The organism is Desulfuromonas acetexigens (assembly GCF_900111775.1).
Taxonomy (GTDB): Bacteria; Desulfobacterota; Desulfuromonadia; order Desulfuromonadales; family Trichloromonadaceae; genus Trichloromonas; species Trichloromonas acetexigens.
Genome location: NZ_FOJJ01000041.1, coordinates 102,631 through 123,466, shown reverse-complemented (window position 1 = coordinate 123,466; position 20,836 = coordinate 102,631). Strand labels below are relative to the sequence as shown.

General features: G+C 61.9%; 26 protein-coding genes. 6 read left to right on the top strand and 20 right to left on the bottom strand.

Features of this window, described 5'->3' with window-relative positions; all coding sequences use genetic code 11:
• The first annotated feature begins 258 nt into the window (after positions 1-258).
• On the top strand, positions 259-1,533 hold the full coding sequence (locus BQ4888_RS17075) for an L-lactate MFS transporter (RefSeq protein WP_092058971.1): 1,275 nt from the start codon (positions 259-261) through the stop codon (positions 1,531-1,533).
• A 139-nt stretch (positions 1,534-1,672) separates the two neighbouring features.
• Here BQ4888_RS17075 and BQ4888_RS17070 read toward each other — a convergent pair whose 3' ends face one another.
• From BQ4888_RS17070 to atpD, 10 genes are all read right to left on the bottom strand, one after another.
• Complete coding sequence (locus BQ4888_RS17070) at positions 1,673-2,170, bottom strand: FKBP-type peptidyl-prolyl cis-trans isomerase (protein WP_092058897.1); 498 nt, start codon at positions 2,168-2,170, stop codon at positions 1,673-1,675.
• Positions 2,171-2,327: 157 nt separating this feature from the next.
• Entirely contained in the window at positions 2,328-3,200 is an 873-nt protein-coding gene (locus tag BQ4888_RS17065) for a F0F1 ATP synthase subunit gamma (protein ID WP_092058896.1), read from the bottom strand.
• A gap of 145 nt (positions 3,201-3,345) precedes the next feature.
• Entirely contained in the window at positions 3,346-4,896 is a 1,551-nt protein-coding gene (locus BQ4888_RS17060) for an alternate F1F0 ATPase, F1 subunit alpha (RefSeq protein ID WP_092058895.1), read from the bottom strand.
• On the bottom strand, positions 4,893-5,690 hold the full coding sequence (locus tag BQ4888_RS17055) for a F0F1 ATP synthase subunit B family protein (RefSeq protein WP_092058893.1): 798 nt from the start codon (positions 5,688-5,690) through the stop codon (positions 4,893-4,895). The genes BQ4888_RS17060 and BQ4888_RS17055 overlap by 4 nt, the downstream gene beginning before the upstream one ends.
• Positions 5,691-5,972 (bottom strand): F0F1 ATP synthase subunit C, encoded by a 282-nt coding sequence (locus BQ4888_RS17050; protein ID WP_092058891.1) that lies wholly within the window; start codon positions 5,970-5,972, stop codon positions 5,691-5,693. It abuts the gene before it with no gap.
• 74 nt (positions 5,973-6,046) lie between these two features.
• Positions 6,047-6,730, bottom strand: coding sequence for a F0F1 ATP synthase subunit A (locus tag BQ4888_RS17045; RefSeq protein ID WP_092058889.1), 684 nt, complete (start codon positions 6,728-6,730; stop codon positions 6,047-6,049).
• Positions 6,730-7,023, bottom strand: a complete 294-nt coding sequence (locus BQ4888_RS17040) for an ATP synthase subunit I (protein WP_170232931.1) — start codon at positions 7,021-7,023, stop codon at positions 6,730-6,732. The genes BQ4888_RS17045 and BQ4888_RS17040 overlap by 1 nt, the downstream gene beginning before the upstream one ends.
• The gene (locus BQ4888_RS17035) at positions 7,013-7,372 is read right to left on the bottom strand and encodes an AtpZ/AtpI family protein (RefSeq protein ID WP_092058885.1); all 360 of its coding nucleotides are present in this window, start codon (positions 7,370-7,372) and stop codon (positions 7,013-7,015) included. The genes BQ4888_RS17040 and BQ4888_RS17035 overlap by 11 nt, the downstream gene beginning before the upstream one ends.
• Positions 7,369-7,752 (bottom strand): F0F1 ATP synthase subunit epsilon, encoded by a 384-nt coding sequence (locus BQ4888_RS17030; RefSeq protein WP_092058883.1) that lies wholly within the window; start codon positions 7,750-7,752, stop codon positions 7,369-7,371. The genes BQ4888_RS17035 and BQ4888_RS17030 overlap by 4 nt, the downstream gene beginning before the upstream one ends.
• The gene (gene atpD, locus BQ4888_RS17025; RefSeq protein ID WP_092058881.1) at positions 7,749-9,140 is read right to left on the bottom strand and encodes a F0F1 ATP synthase subunit beta; all 1,392 of its coding nucleotides are present in this window, start codon (positions 9,138-9,140) and stop codon (positions 7,749-7,751) included. The genes BQ4888_RS17030 and atpD overlap by 4 nt, the downstream gene beginning before the upstream one ends.
• 183 nt (positions 9,141-9,323) lie before the next feature.
• Here atpD and BQ4888_RS17020 point away from each other — a divergent pair, with 183 nt between their 5' ends.
• Both BQ4888_RS17020 and BQ4888_RS17015 read left to right on the top strand, forming a co-directional pair.
• Positions 9,324-10,154, top strand: a complete 831-nt coding sequence (locus tag BQ4888_RS17020) for a carbohydrate deacetylase (RefSeq protein ID WP_092058879.1) — start codon at positions 9,324-9,326, stop codon at positions 10,152-10,154.
• The gene (locus BQ4888_RS17015; RefSeq protein ID WP_092058877.1) at positions 10,142-11,146 is read left to right on the top strand and encodes a glycosyltransferase; all 1,005 of its coding nucleotides are present in this window, start codon (positions 10,142-10,144) and stop codon (positions 11,144-11,146) included. Before BQ4888_RS17020 ends, BQ4888_RS17015 begins: the two co-directional genes overlap by 13 nt.
• Here the strand turns inward: BQ4888_RS17015 and BQ4888_RS17010 are convergent.
• The 5 genes from BQ4888_RS17010 to corA form a co-directional block, all read right to left on the bottom strand.
• Positions 11,143-11,775 carry a cytochrome b/b6 domain-containing protein gene (locus BQ4888_RS17010; RefSeq protein WP_092058875.1) on the bottom strand — a complete coding sequence of 211 codons (633 nt, stop codon included), beginning with the start codon at positions 11,773-11,775 and terminating at the stop codon, positions 11,143-11,145. The two genes, BQ4888_RS17015 and BQ4888_RS17010, sit on opposite strands and share 4 nt — an antisense overlap.
• A gap of 42 nt (positions 11,776-11,817) precedes the next feature.
• Positions 11,818-12,453 (bottom strand): cytochrome b/b6 domain-containing protein, encoded by a 636-nt coding sequence (locus BQ4888_RS17005; protein WP_092058873.1) that lies wholly within the window; start codon positions 12,451-12,453, stop codon positions 11,818-11,820.
• A 153-nt stretch (positions 12,454-12,606) separates the two neighbouring features.
• Entirely contained in the window at positions 12,607-12,897 is a 291-nt protein-coding gene (locus BQ4888_RS17000) for a type II toxin-antitoxin system RelE/ParE family toxin (RefSeq protein WP_092058871.1), read from the bottom strand.
• Positions 12,894-13,127, bottom strand: coding sequence for a type II toxin-antitoxin system ParD family antitoxin (locus BQ4888_RS16995; RefSeq protein WP_092058869.1), 234 nt, complete (start codon positions 13,125-13,127; stop codon positions 12,894-12,896). Before BQ4888_RS16995 ends, BQ4888_RS17000 begins: the two co-directional genes overlap by 4 nt.
• 97 nt (positions 13,128-13,224) lie before the next feature.
• Entirely contained in the window at positions 13,225-14,292 is a 1,068-nt protein-coding gene (corA, locus tag BQ4888_RS16990; protein ID WP_092058867.1) for a magnesium/cobalt transporter CorA, read from the bottom strand.
• 163 nt (positions 14,293-14,455) lie between these two features.
• Here corA and BQ4888_RS16985 point away from each other — a divergent pair, with 163 nt between their 5' ends.
• Positions 14,456-14,659: a GSU3473 family protein gene (locus BQ4888_RS16985; RefSeq protein ID WP_092058865.1), complete on the top strand. Its 204-nt coding sequence runs from the start codon at positions 14,456-14,458 to the stop codon at positions 14,657-14,659.
• A 62-nt stretch (positions 14,660-14,721) separates the two neighbouring features.
• Here BQ4888_RS16985 and BQ4888_RS16980 read toward each other — a convergent pair whose 3' ends face one another.
• Genes BQ4888_RS16980 through BQ4888_RS16960 form a run of 5 tightly spaced genes read right to left on the bottom strand, consistent with a single transcriptional unit; the run spans position 14,722 to position 18,713 of the window.
• On the bottom strand, positions 14,722-15,846 hold the full coding sequence (locus BQ4888_RS16980) for an LbtU family siderophore porin (protein ID WP_092058863.1): 1,125 nt from the start codon (positions 15,844-15,846) through the stop codon (positions 14,722-14,724).
• 42 nt (positions 15,847-15,888) lie between these two features.
• Positions 15,889-16,014 (bottom strand): FeoB-associated Cys-rich membrane protein, encoded by a 126-nt coding sequence (locus BQ4888_RS16975; RefSeq protein ID WP_092058861.1) that lies wholly within the window; start codon positions 16,012-16,014, stop codon positions 15,889-15,891.
• A 1-nt stretch (position 16,015) separates the two neighbouring features.
• Entirely contained in the window at positions 16,016-18,223 is a 2,208-nt protein-coding gene (gene feoB / locus BQ4888_RS16970; protein WP_092058859.1) for a ferrous iron transport protein B, read from the bottom strand.
• Complete coding sequence (locus tag BQ4888_RS16965; protein WP_092058857.1) at positions 18,220-18,447, bottom strand: FeoA family protein; 228 nt, start codon at positions 18,445-18,447, stop codon at positions 18,220-18,222. The genes feoB and BQ4888_RS16965 overlap by 4 nt, the downstream gene beginning before the upstream one ends.
• A complete protein-coding gene (locus BQ4888_RS16960; protein WP_092058855.1) occupies positions 18,444-18,713 on the bottom strand; it encodes a FeoA family protein in 270 nt (89 codons plus the stop codon). The genes BQ4888_RS16965 and BQ4888_RS16960 overlap by 4 nt, the downstream gene beginning before the upstream one ends.
• Positions 18,714-19,000: 287 nt before the next feature.
• On the opposite strand from BQ4888_RS16960, the gene BQ4888_RS16955 reads away from it, so the two are divergent.
• Together BQ4888_RS16955 and pgi are read left to right on the top strand one after the other, a co-directional pair.
• Entirely contained in the window at positions 19,001-19,180 is a 180-nt protein-coding gene (locus BQ4888_RS16955) for an SAP domain-containing protein (RefSeq protein ID WP_092058853.1), read from the top strand.
• Positions 19,177-20,823: a glucose-6-phosphate isomerase gene (pgi, locus tag BQ4888_RS16950; protein WP_092058852.1), complete on the top strand. Its 1,647-nt coding sequence runs from the start codon at positions 19,177-19,179 to the stop codon at positions 20,821-20,823. Before BQ4888_RS16955 ends, pgi begins: the two co-directional genes overlap by 4 nt.
• Positions 20,824-20,836: the final 13 nt, after the last annotated feature.

Here is a 20,836-nt window from a genome sequence, read left to right as displayed (position 1 = left end):
ACCCGATACACCGCATGCGCTCGTTACCAGCAGTTGGCGGCACGAATGGCACCGGAGATGGAAAACAAAGGCATCAGAATCCACACGGGAAAGACCGGGAAGGAAACCCGGGGAGCGGGGGAAATCATCATGGAAAAACCCTTGAACACACGGCCGGAAGTGCCGCCCTTCAAGGTGAAATGGCCGCTCCCTTACCATATGCGTTACCAGGCTCTCTATCACAGCGAAACACCCATTCAAACCAAGGAGGTAAATGTCATGACTAGCCAACAAGTGAAAAACAGAGGTTGGACCGTAACGATGGCCGGACTCGGAATCAACCTGGCCCTGGGTATCCTTTATGCTTACAGCATGCTCAAAGGCGAGATCGGCAAACTGTTCCCGGGTTCGGGCGACCCCTATGCCTATGCCTGCCTCGTTTTCGCGCTCTGCATGATCCTCGGTGGCAAGATGCAAGACAAGGTCGGTCCCCGGCTCACCGCCATCCTCGGTGGTCTGCTGGTCGGCGCGGGCTTCATCATCTGCTCCCAGACCTCCAGCTACTGGGGCTGGATCCTCGGCTTCGGCGTCTTCGCCGGCGCGGGTTTCGGTTTCGGTTACTCGGCGGCCACGCCTCCGGCACTCAAGTGGTTCCCCTCGGCTAAAACCGGCCTGATCGCAGGGATCGTCGTCTCCGGCTTCGGTGTCGCCCCGGTTTACTTGGCGCCGACCTGCCAGTACCTGCTGGGCGCTTATGGCCTGCATCAGACCATGCTTATCCTTGGTATCGCCTTCATCGCCATCGTCTGCGGCATGGCCATGCTGGTTGCCAATCCCCCGGCCGGCTACATTCCCGCCGGAACCCCGGCCGTCGGTAGCGCCGCTGCCAAGAAGAGCCACGTTGAAGACAAGACCCCTGCCCAGATGCTCAAAGAAGGCCGCTTCTACACCTGTTGGCTGACCTACTTCATCGGTGCCGGTGCTGGCCTGATGGTTATCGGCAGCATCGCTGGTCTGGCCAAGAAGAGCATGGGCGAAATGGCTTTCATCGCCGTCGCCGTCATGGCGATCGGTAACGCCGCCGGCCGCATCGTCGCCGGGGTTCTTTCCGACAAAATCGGTCGCGCCGCTACCCTGACCATTATGCTGAGCTTCCAGGCAGTTCTGATGTTCGCCGCCATCCCGGTCGTCACCAGCGACGCTTCCAGCGGCCTCATCGTCACCCTGCTGGCTACCTTCATCGGTTTCAACTACGGCACCAACCTGTCCCTCTTCCCGTCCTTCGCCAAGGACTACTGGGGCACCAAGAACTACGGCATGAACTACGGTATCCTCTTCTCCGCCTGGGGCATCGGCGCCTTCGTCCTGGTGAAACTCTCGGCGGCCCTCAATGCCAAGTTCGGCGGCGTCACCGTCTCCTTCGCCTCCGCCGGCGTGATGCTTCTGGTCGGTGCCATGATGGCCCTGACGCTCAAGCCCAAGAAGGTCAAAGTTGCAGCCGAAGTACCGGTGGGTATCGAAGAAGAAGACCTGGTGGCTCAGAAGGTCAAGTAAGCTTCTTCCGCGATACGCATGAAACGAAAAGCCCCGGCAACCGCTGGGGCTTTTTTCGTCGGCAAGGGCGCAAAGACAAAAGCCCCCGGAAATTTAATTCCGGGGGCTTTTGTCTTTTGTTTAATGTTGCGGCGGTTGGCTAGAGGATTTCGAACAGTTCTACCTCGTAGCTGAGATCTTCCCCCGCCAGGGGATGATTGGCGTCGAGGGTGATGTTTTCTTCGTCGACTTCGATGACCGTCACTTCGATGACTTCGTCGTCCTCGCCGGTCAGTTCCAACTCTTGGCCGACTTCGGGGTAGATGTCGTCGGGAATTTCGCTGCGGGGGACGGTGAAGACCTTGTCTTCATCGTATTCGCCAAAAGCGTCTTCGGCGGGAATTTTCACGATCTTCTTTTCGCCGGGAGCCATGCCGACCAGCGCTTCTTCAATCTGGGTGAAGAAATCGTCCTCGCCGATGACGAGTTCCATGGGACCGCTTTCATCACAGCAGCCGCAATCGTCCGAACCGCAGTCTTCGGTGCTGCAAGCCGCTTCGGGATTGGAATCGGGAAAGGTGGTGTCGAAAACCGTGCCGTCCTCAAGGGTGCCGATAAAGTTGATGGTGACGCGATCACCTTTTTTTGCCTGTGCCATTCAGATTTCCTTCCGTGCATAAATGAGAGATCCGGCTTTAAAGCCGCTTTTCATCTTACGGGGAATGATGCTCCGGCGTCCATAAAAAAAACAGGAGAATGTCTTGGTTAAAAGATCTTTGCATTCGGGTCCTTAGGTCGTGGGCGATTTTTGGACGTCAGTTGGAGAGCGCTTCGAAGCCGGAAATAACGTCGAGGAGTTCTTCGGTGATCTGGGTCTGGCGCAGGTGGTTGAAGCGGGCGGTGAGATCGAGGGTCATTTCCTCGATCTTTTTTTCCGCCTGCTGCATGGCCGCCAGCCTGGCGGCGTTTTCGGCGGCGAGGGAGGCGGCGAAGGCTTCGAAGAGGGAGATGAAGAGATGTTCCCGCAGCAGCGCGGAAAGGAGTTGTTCGGCGGGCAGGGTGTGGGCTGGGAGGGCGCGGCCGGGCCAGGTCTGGCCGCCGATGGCCTCCAGCCAGCGCCGGTCGTGGGGGTGGAGAATCGCCTGGCGTCGGCGGTACCCGGCGCCGGGGCTGGGCTCGTTGTGCAACAGCAGCAGGCGGGTTTCTCCCCCCTCGCTGCAGGCGGCCTCGAAGCGCAGCACCACCTCCTGCACCGTCGCGGTGATCTGGTGGGAAGAGGCGGGGAGGGGGAAGGCTTCGCGAGGGGGACGGAAACGATCCTCGACGCCGCCGATCATTTTCGCTCCCGCCGCCCAGAATTCCCATCCGGCTTCGGGCAGTGGCTGGTCGCGCAGCTCTTCTTCGGCGAAGTCGAGGAGGACTTCGTTGAAGCGTCCGGCCATCCCCTGATCGGAACCAAGGATCAGCACCACGCCCCGTCGGGGTTCCGGCGTGCGCGGCAGAAGCGGGCGCAGGCGCAGCACCCCGCGCAGGCCGAGTTCCACCGATTGCCGGTAATCCCCGAGGGAGAGCATGGCTTTTTCATACTGGCGGATATTTACCGCCGCCAGGGATTTCATGGTGCGCACCACGGCATGCAGATCGGCGGTGCCACGGATGCGGTGTTGGATGTCCTGCAAGGTTTCCATCCACGCTCCTGAAGGGCTGATGAAAAACGCCCATTCGCGGCGTTGCCCTCATCCTCGTCGTTGCGACGTACCTTAGAGGTACGACTCACTCCTCGAATTTCGGGCGCCTTGCGCCTGGACATTTTTGATCAGCCCAATAACGGTTTCAGTGATCGTCTGCTACTTTTTCCGGGCCCAGCAAGGGGGACACGGCTTTTCGTGCCGCCGCGAGCAAGGCTTCGAGGGCCTCTGGTTTTAACGTCTCCCCTTGCTCGATGGTGCGGACGATGTCGGGGAGTATTCCGAGGGCGGCGACGACGGCGGCTTCGGCCTGGGACAACTCCGGTTCCGGCACGGCGTCGAAGAGCCCCTGGGTGACGGCGTAGAGGACCATGACCTGCTCGGCGGGGCTCAAGGGGGAGAGCTGGGGCTGTTTGAGGATGCCGCGCACCTTGCGCCCCCGCTCCAAAGTGCGGCGGGTTTCGTCGTCCAACCGGGTGCCGAAGCGAGAGAAAATTTCCAGCTCCTCGAATTGGGCGTAGCTCAGTTTGAGATCGGAGGCCACCGCCCGATAGGCCGGCAACTGGGTCTTGCCGCCGACCCGCGAGACCGACTTGCCGACCTCGACCGGGGGAAGCAAACCCTTCTGGAAAAGCTGCGGCGACAGGTAGATCTGGCCGTCGGTGATGGAAATGAGATTGGTCGGGATGTAGGCCGAAAGATTCTGCGCCTCGGTTTCGATGATCGGCAAGGCGGTGAGTGAGCCGCCGCCCCGCTCGGGGCGCAGATGGGTGGAGCGTTCGAGCAGGCGCGAGTGCAGATAGAAGATGTCGCCGGGGAAGGCCTCCCGCCCCGGCGGCCGCCGCAGCAGCAGGGAAAGTTCCCGGTAGGCACGGGCGTGCTGGGTGAGGTCGTCGTAGACCACGAGCACGTCGCGTCCCTGTTCCATGAAAAATTCCCCCATGCTGGTGGCGGCGTAGGGAGCGATATATTGCAGTCCGGGCGGATCGTCCCCCTCGGCGACGACGACCAGGGTGTAATCGAGCGCCCCGTGCCGCTGCAGCTGTTCGATCACCCGGGCGATGCTCGATGAGCGTTGACCGATGGCGCAGTAGATGCAAACGACATCTTTCCCACGCTGGTTGACAATGGTGTCGATGGCGATGGCGCTTTTGCCGGTCTGCCGGTCGCCGAGGATCAGTTCCCGTTGGCCGCGGCCGATGGGAATCAGGGCGTCGATGACCTTGATCCCCGTCGCCAGGGGGACGGTGACCGGTGCCCGGTCCATGACTTCCGCCGCCGGCCGTTCGACCGGCAGCCGCTCATGGCAGACGGGCTCTCCCCGGCTGTCGCGGGGCCGCCCGAGGGGATCGACGACCCGCCCGAGGAGATCCTCCCCGACCGGGACCGCCAGCACTTCACCGCTGCGCCGAACCAGATCGCCGGCGCCGAGGGCACCGTAATCCCCCAAGAGGATGACGCCGACCTGCTCGGGATCGATATTGAAGACCAAGCCTTGAACGCCGTCCCCCAGCATCAGCAGCTCTTCACTGCGCACGCCGGGGAGGCCGTCGATCAGGGCGATGCCCTTACCGATATAGGTGATGTGACCGATCTCTTCCGGGGTGAGGCGCGCCTTGCCCCCCGCGACCGCCTCGTCCAGGGTGGCCATGGCTGCATCGAGCGCCGCCGTCAGGCTTTCCGGGGTCCGGTTCATGGTTCCTCCATCGGCGAATCGGTTCCGTTTACCTCCGCGCGCCCCTGCCCATCAAAGAGCTTCCGCACCCGTTCCCGTACCTCTTCCAGGTAACCGGAGATGCCCCAGGCCAGGCGCCGACCGTCGCCGATGATTTCGATGTCGAGAGTCGCCTCGGGGCTCTCTTCCCAGGCGAGTTCGACCGGCGCGCCGACCTTGTCGCCCAAGGCCTGTTCCAGTTTGTGCCGTAAATCCTCGTCCGCCGCGAAGCCGCCGCGGGCAACCAGCCGTCCCGACCTGGCCGCCGCCAGGAAACGGGCTTGATCCGGCTCCGGCAGTTCCCGCAGACGGGTCAGCAGCTCCCGGGCCAGGGCGTTCTCCAGCGTTTCATCGGTCAACTCGGCCAGCGCCCGGCGGGCCAGAGTGAGGACGCCGGTCACCGAGCGCTGTTGTAGTTCGGCGAGAAATTCCCGCTGTTGACTGTGCAGGGCCTGGCGCCACTGATCGCGCTGGACTTCCGCCTCTGCGTGCGCCTGGGCAAGGAGTTCCCGACGCCGGGTCTCCGCCTCTTCGGTCGCCCGGCGCAGCAGCTCGGCGCTCTCTTCCTCCAACTCCCGCTGTTGGCGCAGGTAGCTATCGAGGGCCGTCTCGGCTTCGGCGCGCAGGCGTGACGCCTCGTCCCGAATCTCGGTCAGCTCTTCTTCGCGACGGTCCATGGCGCGGGTGATCGGGCCATAGAGAAAGCGCTTGAGCAGCACAACCAGCAGCAGGAAGTTGAAGAGCTGAAAGGCGACCGTGGTCCAGTCGATGAGCATCTACTTCTCCGCCGCCAGCTTGATGAAGTGGTTCCAGAAGGGGTTGGCGAAGAGCAGGATCATGGTGACGACAAAGCAGTAGATGCCCGTCGATTCGACCATGGCCATGCCGACGAAGAGGGTGCGGGTGATGGTGTTGGCTTCGTCCGGTTGCTGGGCCAGGGCGCTCAGGGCCTGGGCCAGGGCGCGGCCTTCGCCGAGGGCCGGGCCGATGGCGCCGATCCCCATGCATAGGCCGGCGGCGAAAATCGAAGCGACGGCAATCCATCCGAGAATGTCCATATGGGCTCCTTTGGTAGTTGGTAGTTGGTAGTTGGTAGTTGGTAGTTGGTAGTTGTCGCCTCATTCATCACTCATCATTCGCTTTCCTCCCCCTCCCGCGTCTGCACGGCGGCGGCGATGTAGACGGCGGCGAGGATGGCGAAGATGTAGGCCTGGATGACGCCGATGATCAGTCCGAGGAGATTCATGATGACCGGGAAAATGAGCGGGGCGACGGTCAGCAGGATGGCGGCGATCATCGTTCCGCTCATGATATTGCCGAAGAGGCGCACCGCCAGGGCCAGGGTCCGCGCCAGTTCACCGAAGAGGTTGAAGGGGAGCATGAGCGGCGTCGGTTCCAGGTAGAGCCTGAGATAGTTGCGCACCCCCTGGCGTTTGATGCCCCACCAGGGGACGGCGACCAGCACGCAGAGGGCCAGGGCCGTGGTGGTGGAGAGGGAACCGGTGGGCGCCTGGTAACCGGGGACGACCGAAAGCAGATTGGCGGTGAGGACGAAGAGAAAGAGGGTGCCGATGAAGGGAAGAAATTCCTTGGCCGGCGTAAGGCCCAGCGCCTCCAGTTCCTTGCAGACTCCGGTAACCAGGGTCTCGAGCAGATTTTGCCCCTTCGAAAGGTTTCCGGAGGTCGTCAGGCGGCCGGTGATGACCGCCGCCCCGGTTGCCAGAAGCAGCATGTTCAGCCAGGTGAAGGCCAAGGTGGCGTTCAGAGCGAAGCCCGGTCCTTGCCAGAGCAGGATGTGGTCGGGGCTGATCTGCATCATGCCTCCCGGGGAGTGGAGCGGTTGCGCCCCTTGCTTGCCAGCCACAGGTGACGGGAAAGGAGTAGGCCGGCCATGGCGGCGGCGACGGCAGTCAGCCCATGCCGGGCCAGGGGATAGAAGGCCGCCAATAAGAGCGAGAGACGCAATCCATAACTGATCACCAGCAGCTTTTTCGGCTGCCGGGCGGTCGCCAGGCGGCGCACGGTGAGCCAGAGACCGCCGAAGTAGAGGCCGCCAACAGCGGCGCCGACGGCAAAGGCACAGGTCATGAGAATGGGATCAAAGGGCATCGTCCTTCTCCTCTGGATCGCGTCGCTCCCGTTCGATCGCCCGGCGCTCATTGCCGACCCAGTACCAGGCGTTCAGGCAGCCGAGGGTGATGCCGACGCCGAGGAGCAGCAACGTCCAGGAATAGCGGCCGGTCACGGTGCGGTCGAGCCAGAGGCCGAGGGCGATGCAGAGCACCGTGGGAATGGCCACCGACCAGCCGACCAGACCGAACATCCCCAGCCCGAACCAGGCCGTTTGCTCCCCCTGCCGTTGGCTGTGCAGGCGGCGGCGCTGTTTGGCGGCCAGTCGCCGTTGAAAGTCCCGGTCGGGAGCGGGCGTTTTATCCGGCGTGCGCGGTTTATCGTTCATTTGAGATCCATCACCCGGCGGAGAAATCCCGCTTCGAGGCGGGCCACCGCCGAACGCACGGCCCGTTCGCGATCATCCAGCTCGACAAAACGTTCGGTGACCGTCGTCAGCAATTCTTCGAGAGGAACGCCGCCGACGGCGCGGCGGGTCGAGACGGTGACTGTTTCGGCCTGTTTCACCAGAATCCCCCGATCCACCGCCAGATATTCCCCTTCGGCCGCGTCCTTGCGGGTGAAAAAGAGCAGTCCCGGCGGCAACGCCGAGACGAAGTCGATATGTCGGGGCTTGATGCCGAAGTGCCCATCTTCCCCTTCGGCCATCAAGGAGACGACCTCGGCGTCGAGCACCACCTCGTCGGGAACGAGCACCCGCAGCTTCATCCCTTATCCTTCCCCTTGACTTCGTCGATGGTGCCGATCATGTACAGAGCCTTCTCCGGCAGGTCGCTGAACTCGTCGGCGAGAATCCGCTCGCAGCCCGCCAAGGCCGCTTCCAGGGGGACGGCCCGTCCGGCCATCCCGGTGAACTGCTCGGTGGTGAAGAAAGGCTGGGTGAGAAAGCGCTCCAGGCGGCGCGCCCGAAAGACCGTCTGCCGGTCCTCGCGGGAGAGTTCCTCGATGCCGAGCATGGCGATGATGTCCTTGAGTTCTTCGTAAGTGGCGAGGGTGTGGCGAATCTCTTTCGCGATGCGGTAATGGCGTTCGCCGACTACCTCGGGGCTGAGCATTTTCGAGCCCGATTCCAGGGGATCGACGGCCGGATAGAGCCCTTCGCCCGCCCGTTTGCGTGAGAGGACGATGGTGGCGGAGAGGTGGGAAAAGGTATGGACGGCGGCGGGGTCGGTGAAATCGTCGGCGGGGACGTAGACCGCCTGAATCGAGGTAATGGCGCCGCGCCGGGTGTTGATGATGCGCTCTTGCAGGGCTGCCAGTTCGGTGGCCAGGGTCGGCTGATAGCCGAGGCGCGAAGGGAGCAGACCGAGCAGCCCGGAAATCTCCATGCCCGCCTGGATGTAGCGGAAGATGTTGTCGATCAAGAGCAGCACATCCTGCCCGCGATCCTCGCGGAAGTATTCGGCCATGGTCAGGGCGGTGAACCCGGCGCGAAAGCGCGCTCCCGGCGGCTCGTTCATCTGGCCGAAGACCATGACCGTATTTTTCAGCACGCCGGCGTCGTGCATCTCACGATAGAGTTCTTCCCCCTCGCGACAGCGTTCGCCGATGCCGCAGAAGACCGAAACCCCCTCATGCTCGCCGGCCATATTGTGAATCAGCTCGGTGATGAGGACCGTTTTGCCGACCCCGGCGCCGCCGAAAAAACCGGCCTTGCCGCCTCGCTCCAATGGGGCGAGGACATCGATGGCCTTGATGCCGGTGGTGAAGATTTCCTCGCGGGTCGAGCGCTCGGCCAGGGGCACCGGCTTGCGGTGGATGGAGCGCCGCTCCGCATCGGGCAGCGACTCCCCCCGGTCGATCGGTTCGCCGAAGACGTTGAAGGCGCGGCCGAGAATCTCCGGCCCAACTGGCACCCGCAAGGGCTCGCCGCGATTGGTGACGACGGCGCCCCGGGACAACCCCTGGGTCGGGGTGAGGGCGATGCCGCGCACCCGTCGGGCATCGAGATGCAAAGCAACCTCGATGACGACTTCGCCGTTATCCCCGGCCTGGAGCAGGGTGTCGACGCGAGGGAGTTCGCCGTCGAAGCGGACATCCACCACCGAGCCGCGCACGGCGACGACGGTTCCCGGATTGTGGTTCACATCGGCCATAAGGGGGGCTTTCTTTGCGGGGCCTGATCACGGGGCTGGAAACGTTTACACTTTAATCATAGCCGCTCCCCGGCAAAGGTCCAGCCGGGCGGCGGAAGGGTCCGGTCGACTTTGGGATTGCCGCGACCGCGCCTTGCGGGTTAACTTGTTCTCGCCGATTAGATTGAAAGGGAGGGTGGAGAGATGATTCAGCTGATTGTCAATGCCGATGATTTGGGGAGCGGGCCGGAGCGGGACCGGGGAATTTTTCGCTGTTTTGAGCAGGGGATTGTCACCAGTGTTTCGCTTTTGGCGAACGGCCCACACTTCACCGAGGCGACCCGCGAAGCCCTGCGCCTGGGGATGCCGCTGGGGGTTCACCTGAACCTCTCGGAAGGGCGGGCGCTGACCGGCGTTATCGCCGGTCTCACCGACGAAGGGGGGGGATTTTCCGGCAAGCCTGAGCTGCGGCGGATTCTCGCCGCCGGCGATTTCGACCGCCAGGGCGCACGGCGGGAGCTGGCGGCACAGATCGACCGCGTGCGCCAGGCTGGATTGACGCCCGATCATCTCGACAGCCACCAGCATTTCCTCCTCTTTTCCGCTGTGACCGAACTGGTGCTCGATCTCGCCCGTGACGAAGGCATTCGGGCTCTGCGGCGGCCATTGCCGGCGGAAGATCCCCGGCGCGATCCGCCGCCCCCTCTCGGCGACGAACTGGCTCTTTACCGGCGCCTGGCACCCGCCGTTTCGGCGCTAATCGATGGGGCCGGGTTCTTCGCGCCGCAAGGCCTGTGGGGCATGACCATTCTCGACCGGCTTGACAACCAGGCGCTGCTGGCGGTTTTGGAAGAGATGCCGGATGGGGTCTGGGAGCTGATGGTGCATCCCGGTTACCGTGATGCGGGGCAGCCCTTTTCCGGCCCGGAGCGGGTTCGGGAAATCCTGGCCCTGACCGATCCGCGTATGACCCGACTTGTCTGTGAAAAAGAAATCCACCTGACCCATTTCGGAGCCTGCGCATGCGCATCCTGATCCTCTCCCCCCGGCAGGACCGGGCCACCGGCAACTACGTGACCGCCCGCCGTTTTCAGCGGGGACTGGAAGCTTTTGGGGCCGTTGTCCGGCTGGCGGAAGTCCCTCCGGAGCCGGCGGCTGTGGCCGAGGAAGTCGCCGCCTTCGCCCCCGATCTGGCGATTCTCTTGCACGCCTACCGCACCGGCCGCCCCTGGCTGGAGGCCGGCGCCAAGCTGCCCTTTCTGGTGCTGTTGACCGGCACCGATGTCCATCAGGGCCTGGACGACTCCGAGCAGCGTCCCTGGATTCTGCGGGCCTTCCGCGAAGCCGCCGTCGTCGCAAGCCAAAATCCCCTGACCTGTGCGGCGCTGCGCCGCGATTATCCGCAACTCGGCTCGCGCCTGCATTATCTCCCCCCCGGCATCGAACTGGGCACGGCGCCCTATGCTTTGCGCCGACTGCATGGGATCCCGCCGGGGGTTTTTCTCTTCTTCTGTCCAGCGAGCCTGCGGCCGGTTAAAGGGGTGCTGGAGTTGCTTGAACTTTTCGACCCTCTGGTCCGGCAACGGCAGGATTTCATCGTCGCTTTCTGTGGCCCGGAACTGGATGCGGACTATGCCCGCCGCTTCCATGCCGCCCTGAACGAGCGCCCCTGGGCCAGGTATTTCGGGATCATTCCCGCCGAGGCCATGCCCGCCGCCATGGCGGAAGTGGACGTCATCCTCAACAATTCCGTCGCCGAGGGTCTGCCCAACGCCCTGCTCGAAGCGACGGTCGTCGGGCGGCCGATTCTCGCTCGCGACATCCCCGGCAACGCGGCGGTGGTGCGGCCGGGGGAAAATGGTCTGCTTTATGGGGATGGGTCGGAGTTTCTGGCGTGCGCCTCGCGTTTGCTCGACGACGGCGCTCTGCGCGAGTTGCTTTCCCTCCCTGATCTGGAAGGCTATCGTCCCGAACGGGAGGCGGCCGAGCTTCGTCGGTTGTGTGAAGGGATGCTGGGGGAGGCCTAGCGTTTTACCTCGGTCCAGCCGTGGAGGATGGTGCGGAAGCGGGACCAGAAGGTGACGCCGAGGGTCGAGAGATAGACGTGCAGGAGGAGAAAGGCCAGGATCGCGCAGCCGACGATCCAGTGGATGGCGATGAGGGCCTTGATGCTGCCGAACATGTCGATGATTTTCCAGGGGGGAGAGAGGGATTTCAGGGCCATGCCGGTGACCATCTGCACCGGGAAGAGGCCGAGCATGACCAGCAGATAAAGGGGTTTTTCGATGGGGTTGAACTTGTTGTCCGAGGTCGGCTGGTGCGGGTTGGGCTCGCCATGAAAGTAGCCGCCGAAATAGTAGCGCAACTGGGCGCGCAGTTTGCTGCTCAACTCCCCCCTGCGCGGCAGATAAAGGGTGCCGAGACTACCGGCGAGAATGGCGTGATAGAAGAACCAGACGAAGAAGCTGAAGGTGACGAGCAACCCGGTGGTGTTGTGGACTTCGATGGCGATGCGGAAGTTGGGAACGACATGAATCTGCCCGGGAAAACGCAACTGCGCGCCGGTTCCGATCAGAACCAGCACGCAGCTACCGTGGAAGGCATGCCAAAGGCGTAAAAAGAGGGGGTGGATGTAGTCTTTCCTGGCGACGGCCATGGGGCGATCCTCGGACCGGCCCGGGGCCGGTAGGTTACACGGTTAGTGTTTCTCCTCGATCTCTTCCCAGCCGTCCCACATCGGCTTGAAATGCGCCCAGGGAGTGACGCCCAGGGTGGCCAGATAGACATGGGTGAAGACGAAGGCGCACAGGGCGCAGGCGCAAAGGAAGTGCAGATTGACCAGAATCTTCAGGCCGCCGACCATGTTCACCAAGCTCCAGGCTGGGGCGATATAGAGGAGCGCCAGCCCGGTGAGGGTCACCAGCGGGACGAGCATCAGCATGATGACCATGTAGGCCGATTTTTGCAAGGCGTTGAATTTGTTTTCCGGCGTGGCGTGATGGGGGTTGGGGCGGCCGCGGAAGAAGTTGAAGAAGTAGTAAACCCCCTGCAGCCAGAGGCCGCGCTGGATGTCATGCTTGCCGGGGATGTAGAGCTTGGCCAGGGAACCGGCGATCAGGGCGTAGTAGCCGAACCAGAGGACGAAGGAGAGGGCGACCACGATGCCGGCAGTATTGTGCAGGCGAATCGCCGACTTGTAGGTGCCGAAGAGGTTGACGTACTCGGGAAAGCGGATCTGCAACCCGCTCAGAATCAGGGTTACGATGCCCAAAGCGTGGAGCCAATGCCAGATGCGTACCGGGGTCGGATTCAGATAGATTTTGTGTGTCGTCATGGCCGTCACCTCTTGCACATTTGAGAAGTCGGAAACTTGCGGGACTCTTAGATCAAGCTTACATGGAAAGAGCCGCTCGGCAAGGGGTGGTCCGGTTTCTTCCTGTCGCCAAGCGGAGTTGTCGGAGCTTGGTGATCCAGATATTCGATGCCATCAAAGATGCCGCTCGAAATCCATTCTTTGGTGCAGGATGCGGACGACATCAATGCCGGTGGCGGTTGTCCTGAAGAAGGCGACATGGGAACCGATCCGGAATTTGCGGTATCCGGCTCGCACGTCCCCGATATCCACGGCCGCCGCCGGATTTTTGGCCAGTCTTTCCAGTTCGCGCCAGAGTTCGCGCAGATACTTTTCCGCCTGATCGACGCCCCAGCGATTCGAAGTATAGTCCCAGATCTCCCCCAGATCGGCTTTGGCCCGGGGCGAGAGAACCAGTCTGTTCATAGCCTGAGGCCGGTTTTTTTCGCCGCGATGAAGGCGTCGACATCCAGCGCCGTGGACGGCCCGGAATTTTCCCCTTCGATCAACGCCTGCCGCAACTCCGCCAGTTTTATGTGGTCCCGTCGGATGAGGTCGCGGACGTAATCGGAGGCATTGGCGTAGCGTCCCGATTGGACGCATTCCTCGATCCACTCCTTCATCTGATCGGGAAGGGAAATGTTCATCGTTGCCATGAGTCGCTCCTTGGGTGAAATGGGGGATATGAAGAGAAGATTATGGCAATCTTTGCCATAAGTCAATCCACGGGGGATCCGCAAGGGTTTCTCATCCTCACAGCCACTTCTTTCCCCGGAAAAACTTCAGCATCCCCAGTGCGCAGAGGATGCTCAAAACCCAGAAGGTGGCGTAGCCCCAGCGCCAGCGCAATTCGGGCAGGTACTCGAAGTTCATGCCGTAGACCCCGGCGAGAAAGGTGAGGGGGATGAAGATGGTGGCGATGACGGTGAGCACCTTCATGATTTCATTCATGCGATTGCTGACGCTCGACAGGTACAGGTCGAGCATCCCCGCGAGCATGTCGCGGAAGGTTTCCACGGTGTCGATGATCTGGATGGTGTGATCGTAGACGTCCCGCAGGAAGATGCCGGTCCCCTCGGCGATGAGGGGGGATTCGCAGCGTTGCAAGCCGCCGATGAGTTCGCGCAGGGGCCAGACCGACTTGCGCAGCAAAATCATCTCGCGCTTGAGCTGGTGGATGCGCTGGAGGGTTTCCGGCGAGGGGTTGCCGAGGAGCTCGTCTTCGAGTCGTTCGATTTCGTCGCCGAACTTCTCCAGAATGAGAAAGTGGCCGTCGACGACGGCGTCGATCAGGGCGTAGGCCAGGTAGTCGGCGCCGCGCTTGCGGATCTTTCCCCGGTTGCCGCGCAGGCGTTCGCGCACCCCATTGAAGAGGTCCCCCTCCTGCTCCTGAAAAGTCACGAGGTGGTTGCGCCCGACAATCAGGCTGATCTGCTCGACGCGGATTTCCGTCCCGGTTTCGGGGAGGGAGAGCATCTTCAGGACCAGAAAGAGAAAGTCGTCGTGCTCCTCGAACTTGGGGCGATGGCCGGTATTGAGGATATCTTCCAGAACCAGCGGGTGCAAACCGAAGATCCCGCCGCATTTTTCCAGAATGTCCACCTGATGGATGCCGGCGATATCGACCCAGCAGACCCGTGGGCCGACGGGGCAGGAGGCGCAGTCCTCCACCCGGCGCGGGGTTTTTTCCGTCAGGTGCTCGGCGTCGTATTCGAAGACGGAAATTTTTACCGTTTCGACCTTGCGTTCACCGACGTGCACCAGGGTTCCGGGCGAGGCGCCGATCTTTTTGTGGTGTGTACGGAGGACTTTTTTGCGCATGCGGTTTCTCCCGGCGGGCTGTCGTGATCGTGGAACCTTCCGAAAGCATAGCGCTTCTTCTCCGAGTGGTCCATCTTGAGAAGAAATTCGACGTCCCCCTTGCGGCTTAAGGGCTTGTTGACTAGAATTCAAGAGACCAAAAAAATCCGATAGGAGGTTGGGGATGATTCTGGTGCGTTTCGAGGATGGTACTTTCCGCAAGGTTCCCGTCGATCTGCTCGGCAAGATGATCGCGTCCGGGGAGATCACCCACTTCCGCCGTTCCTCGGGTTGGGTCGACGCTGCGGAGGATCAGGTACGCACCCATTTTTCCCCTTCCTATCAGGGGCCGGAGCGGCGGCGCCGTCCTCGTGGGCAGGGGCAGTAGTCGAGCATTCAACAATACAAACGTAAAAAAGCCGGGGTGGCTACCCCGGCTTTTTTTCTGGCTCAGAACGAAAAGGCGAGCTGTGCGGTGGTGGTGTGAACGGGATCATTCTCTTCTCCCTTCCCGTCGCTGTGCAGGTATTCCAGCGCCAGCGAGGTGTTGCGGAAAAGGCCGTGGGCGACGACGATGCCGTGCCGCCGGGCGTCATCCATGAAATCCCGGGATTGTTCCGCCTTCACCGCCACTTCCCAGCCTTCCGCCGGGGTCAGCGCCAGCTCCAGGTTCCAGGTGCGGGGGCGCCGGCCGCTGAGGCCACTGGCGTCATCTCCGAGATCGAGATTGGCTGCGACCAGATCCCGGTCGAAATCCTCCAGGGCGGCGAGATATTCCGCCTCAAAGGTGAAAATGCCGTAGCTCGCGGAGAGATAGGCCGCGCCGCCGGCGACGCTGGAACGGTAGAGGCTTTCATCCGTGACCAGTTCGCCGTCGCTCTCGGCCAGGTCGCTGATATACGATACGCCGAAGCTCAACCCCTCGGCGGGGGTGACCTCGACGGCCGCGACGAAGGAATCGATGCTGTTGTTGTCGCCGACGGTGTCAACTTCGCCGTTGAAAAAGCCGGTTTTGAATTCCACCAGATCCCGCCAGAGATAGTCGAGATAGAGGGCGGTGTCGTTCGTTTCCCCCAGCTCCAACGTCAGGGGATCGGAGACGAAGTGGCTGTTGAACATGCCGAAGGGGACGTACATCTTGCCGCCGTAGATACCGATCCGGCCGCCGAGAACGTCAAAAGGATGGGTCAGGTGAATGAGGGCCTCGTCGATTTCGACCGTATCGTCCTCACCCTCGACTTCCTCGTAGAGAAAGACCATGTGTCCGCCGATATTCTCGTTGATCTCGACTTCGAGCTGCACCTGGGCGGTGGCCAGAGTCAGGTCGCTCGTTTCATCTCCTCCTTCCGGTTTCTCCCAGATTCCCTCTAATTCCAGCAGGCCATGCAGGCGCAGATATTTGCCGAAAGTTTCCAGGGTAAAGGGTTGGTCCGCTTCGGCCTCGCGCCCTTCCAGGGCGGCGATGCGGCGTTTGAGGTTTTCGATCTCGCCCCGCGCATCGGGAGCGTCGGCCCAGGCCGGAAGGATGCCGACGAACATAATCAGGCCGGTTAACAAAAGGTGACGCAAGGTCATCGCTCAATATCTCCTTTTCAAGTTACTGTATCTAATTGTCTTTTATTTGCGGTCGCTGTCCTGAGAGCAGCCCGGGCAGTGCCCTTTTTTAGTGATCACCGAGCGGTAGAGAAGCCAACTCGCGCCGCTCAGGATCGCCGTCATCCAGAGAATATCCGTCCAGCCCATCTCAGCCTCCCAGGCCGAGGAAACGGCCCCCCTGGTAGATGATCAGGGCGACGCTCCAGGCCAGGGCGGTCTGGTAGGCGAAGGCGATGCCGAACCATTTCCAGGTGCCGAACTCTTGGCGCATGGCGATGGCCACGACCACGCAGGGCATGTAGAGCAGGACGAAAGCCATGAAGGCGTAGGCCGAGAGAGGGGTGAAAGAGCCGCGCACCGCTTCCTTGAGGGGCGAGTCGCTGGCCTCTTCCTCAATCGCGAGGCTGGAAACGCCGAAGGTCGAGACGACATTGCTTCCTGCCTCCTTGAGGGCGCCGCCGAAGGAGACGACGATCTCGCGCAGGTCCTCGCCCAGGGTCGGGACGGTTTCATTCGTGCTTTCTTCCAGTGCCCCGGGGGCGTAGATCTCGCCCATGGTGCCGACCACGATTTCCTTGGCGACGACGCCGGTGAGGAGCGACGAGGCTGCCTCCCAGGTGCCGAAGCCGAGAGGTTCGAAAACCGGGGCGATGGCGGCACCGGCCTGGCCGAGGTAGGAATCGCGTTTGCTCTCCACCCCCCAGGGGAGGTTGAGGGCGAACCAGACGAAGACCGAGACGGCCAGGATATAGGTTCCCGCTTTGATCAGGAAGTGTTTCCCCTTCTCCCAGGTGTGCAGGCAGAGGCTGCGGAAGGAAGGCAACCGGTAAGGGGGGAGTTCCATGATGAACATCGGCGTTTCCCCACGAAAGAGGGTGCGCTTGAAGATCATCCCCATGACAATCGCCAGGGCGATGCCGAGCAGGTACAGAGACCAGATTACCGTGCCGGCCGCCGCGCCGAAGAAGACCCCGGCGAAGAGGACGTAGACCGGCAGTCGGGCGCCGCAGGACATGAGCGGGACGAGCAGGGCGGTGAGCGCCTTGTCCCGGGGATTTTCCAGGGTGCGGGTGGCGTAGATGCCGGGGACGTTGCAGCCGAAGCCCAGGAGCATGGGGATGAAGGACTTGCCGTGCAGGCCGATGGCGTGCATCGCCCGGTCCATGACGAAGGCGGCGCGGGCCATGTAGCCGCTCCCTTCGAGGAAGGTGATGAAGAACATCATGGCGAAGATCACCGGCACGAAGACCAGGACGAAGCCGACCCCCGCCATAACCCCGTCCACCGCCAGCGACACCGTCCAGTCCGGCGCGCCGACCGCTCCCAATCCGGCCGCCATCCAGCGCATGAAGGGGCCGGCGATCATGCCGTCGAGCCAGTCGCCGAAAGGGGCGGAGAGGTCAAAGGTGAGTTTGAACATCAGCCACATGGCCGCCAGGAAGATGGGAATGCCCAAGAAACGATTGAGAACGATGCGGTCGATCTTCTCGGTCAACTCCTCCTTGCGGATCTCCGGCCGTTGCAGCACTTCCCGGGTCAGGCCGTTGGCCAGCCCGTAGCGGGCGTCGGCCATCAGCGATTCGATGTCCTCGCCGTGGGCCCGACGCAGGTGATCCACTGCTTCGCCGGCAACCTCACCGGGGACGAGATTGGCCTCCTTGGTCACCTCGGGGTCTGCTTCCAGCAGCTTGCAGGCCAGCCAGCGCAGGGGATAACGCTCGGCCAGCTGCGGGTGTTTGTCCGTCAGGTTTTGACCGATTTCAGCGATGGCCCGGTCGATATCTTCGCCATAGCTGAGTTGACGGGGCCGGCGGTTTTCCTGACGCTCGGCGGTGGCCAGAACCGCCGCCAGCAGTTCTTGCAGTCCCTGGTTTTTGACGGCGGCGGTGGGGATGACGGTGATGCCGAGCATCTCGGCGATGCCGTCGACATCGATCTTGAAACCCTTGGCCTGGGCTTCGTCGAAGATGTTGAGAGCCATCACTGTGGGGATTTCCAACTCCAGCAGTTGCACAGTCAGGTAGAGATTGCGCTCCAGGTTGGTGGCGTCGACCACGTTGATGATCAGATCGGGTTTTTCCCGCAGTAGATAGTCGCGGGCGATGATCTCCTCCTGGGTGTAGGGGGAGAGGGAATAGGTGCCCGGCAGGTCGATCAGACGGATGCCGCGGCCCGCGAACTCGAAACGGGCTTCCTTCTTCTCCACCGTTACCCCCGGCCAGTTGCCGACGTGCAGGCGGCTGCCGGCGATGGCGTTGATCAGGGTCGATTTGCCGGCATTGGGGTTGCCGGCGACGGCGACGGTGATGACTTTCTGGGCGGTTTGGCTCGGTACCGCCGTTCCCTGATAACTCATGACTTCACCTCCACCGCAATCGCTTCAGCTTCCTGCTTGCGCAGGGAGAGTTGATAACTTTTCACCGTCACTTCGATGGGGTCGCCCAGGGGCGCGACCTTCACCACTTTGACCGTTTCTCCGACGATGACGCCCATATCCATGAGCCGCCGACGAATGGGGCCGAGGTTGCCGATAGCGGTAATCTGGGCCGACTGGCCGGGTTTGAGCTTGGCGAGATTCATTGGATCCTCCTGACGGAAATTTTCATGGCCATGCCGCGGCTGAGGGCGATACGCGCATCATCGATACGCAGCAGCAGGGGACCGGCGCCGTTGTGGAGCATCTCCACCACTTTGCCCGCGCGCAGGCCCATCTCTTCACCGCGCTGTGCCTTGTGGTGACGTTCGCCGTTACATTGGCCGCAGCAGCCGGATCGCTTTTCCAGAGGGACATTAACGCTGACGATTTCACCGGATTCTCCGGGGCTCAAAAGGGCGAGGGGCATCATGATATCGGCTCCTTGGGTCGGTGGTTGAATTGATATTGAAAACGGTTTTCAGTTTATAGGGGAAGTCGACCCCCGCTGTCAACGAGAAAATGATAATCCTTTTCAAAAAGCACGAGCGTGCGGTCAAATGGTTTCAGGCAGTTGTGGTTTGTGTTGGAAGTTAAGCGGTGCAAAAGGGTCGTCGGTGGCGGCGGGGGACGTTCCGTAGCAGGGGAATTCCGGTTGCAAAAGCCGGGGTGGGTGCTATTTTAAGCATCTATCCCAATACTCAACCAGGAGGATCTCTCATGAATATGGAACAGATCAAGGAAGTCGCCAAGGACCGTGGAGTCAAGCCCGGCAAACTGAAAAAGGTCGAATTGATTCGGGCGATTCAGGCGGCGGAAGGCAATCCCCAGTGCTTCGGTACCGAGCAGATCGAGCGTTGCGGCGAGCTCGGCTGCCTCTGGCGCGAGGACTGCAAATGATCCGCCTCACCGAGCTGCCCGCCTGGAAGGCCCTGAAGGCCCATCACCGGGAGGTTGCCGCGCTGTCGATGCGCGAACTTTTCGCCGCCGATCCCGGGCGTTTCGAAAAATTCTCCCTACGCTGGGACGAGTTTCTTTTTGATTATTCAAAAAACCGCATCACCGAAGAGACCCTCCCCCTGCTTTTCGATCTTGCCCGGCAGGTTGGCCTGGGGGCGCGCATCGAAGCGATGTTCCGCGGCCAGCGCATCAATACGACCGAGGATCGCGCGGTGCTGCATGTTGCCTTGCGCCATCGCGGCTGTCGGCCGATACCGGTGGACGGCGTCGACGTCATGCCCAAGGTCCGGGCGGTGCTCGATAAAATGCGGACGTTCAGTGACGCGGTACGCTCCGGAAGTTGGCTCGGCTTTACCGGAAAACCGATCACCGACGTGGTCAATATCGGTATCGGCGGTTCCGATCTCGGGCCGCTGATGGTCTGCGAAGCGCTCAAGCACTACGCCCAACCCGGTTTGCGGGTGCATTTCGTTTCCAACGTCGATGCCACCCATCTGGCGGAAACCCTCAAGTCCCTCGATCCGGCCACGACCCTCTTCATCGTCGCCTCGAAAACCTTCACCACCCAGGAAACCCTGACCAACGCCTGGTCGGCTCGTGACTGGCTGGTGGCGAAACTTGGGGACGAGGCGGCCGTCGGTCGACATTTCGTTGCCCTTTCTACCAACGGCGAGGCGGTGAGCGCTTTCGGCATCGATCCCGACAATATGTTCGAGTTCTGGGACTGGGTCGGCGGGCGCTATTCCCTGTGGTCGGCCATCGGCCTCTCCATCGCGCTGGCGGTGGGGATGGACCGCTTCGAGGAACTGCTCGATGGCGCTCATGCCGTCGACGAGCATTTTCGCATGGCCCCCATGGAGGAAAATATCCCAATCATCATGGCCCTGCTCGGTGTCTGGTACGTCAACTTCTTCGGCGCCGAATCGCACGCGGTCCTACCTTATGAGCAGTATCTTTCCCGCTTCCCCGCCTACCTGCAACAGGGGGATATGGAGAGTAACGGCAAGCGCGTGACCCTCGACGGCGCGGTGGTCGATTACGCCACCGGGCCGATCATCTGGGGGGAACCGGGGACCAACGGCCAGCACGCCTTCTACCAACTGATCCATCAGGGCACCCGGCTCATTCCCTGCGATTTCATCGCCGGAGTCAACAGCCACAATCCCCTCGGGCGACATCAGCCCATTCTCCTCTCCAACTTCCTGGCCCAGACCGAAGCGCTGATGAAAGGCAAGAACGAAGCCGAGGCCCGCGCCGAACTGGAGGCTTCGGGGCTAACCCCGGACGAGGTCGAAAAACTGCTGCCGCACAAGATCTTTCCCGGCAACCGGCCGACGAACTCTCTGCTCTACCGGCGCCTGACTCCGCGCACCCTGGGGTCGCTGATCGCCTTTTACGAGCATAAGATTTTCGTGCAAGGGGTGATCTGGAACGTTAATTCCTTCGATCAGTGGGGGGTGGAACTCGGCAAGCAACTGGCGAAAACGATTCTCCCCGAATTGGAAGGGGAGAAAGAGCCGACTGGGCACGACAGCTCGACCCAGAGATTGATTGAATACTGCCGGGCGATGACCGAAGGCTGATCCCATCCCCGTC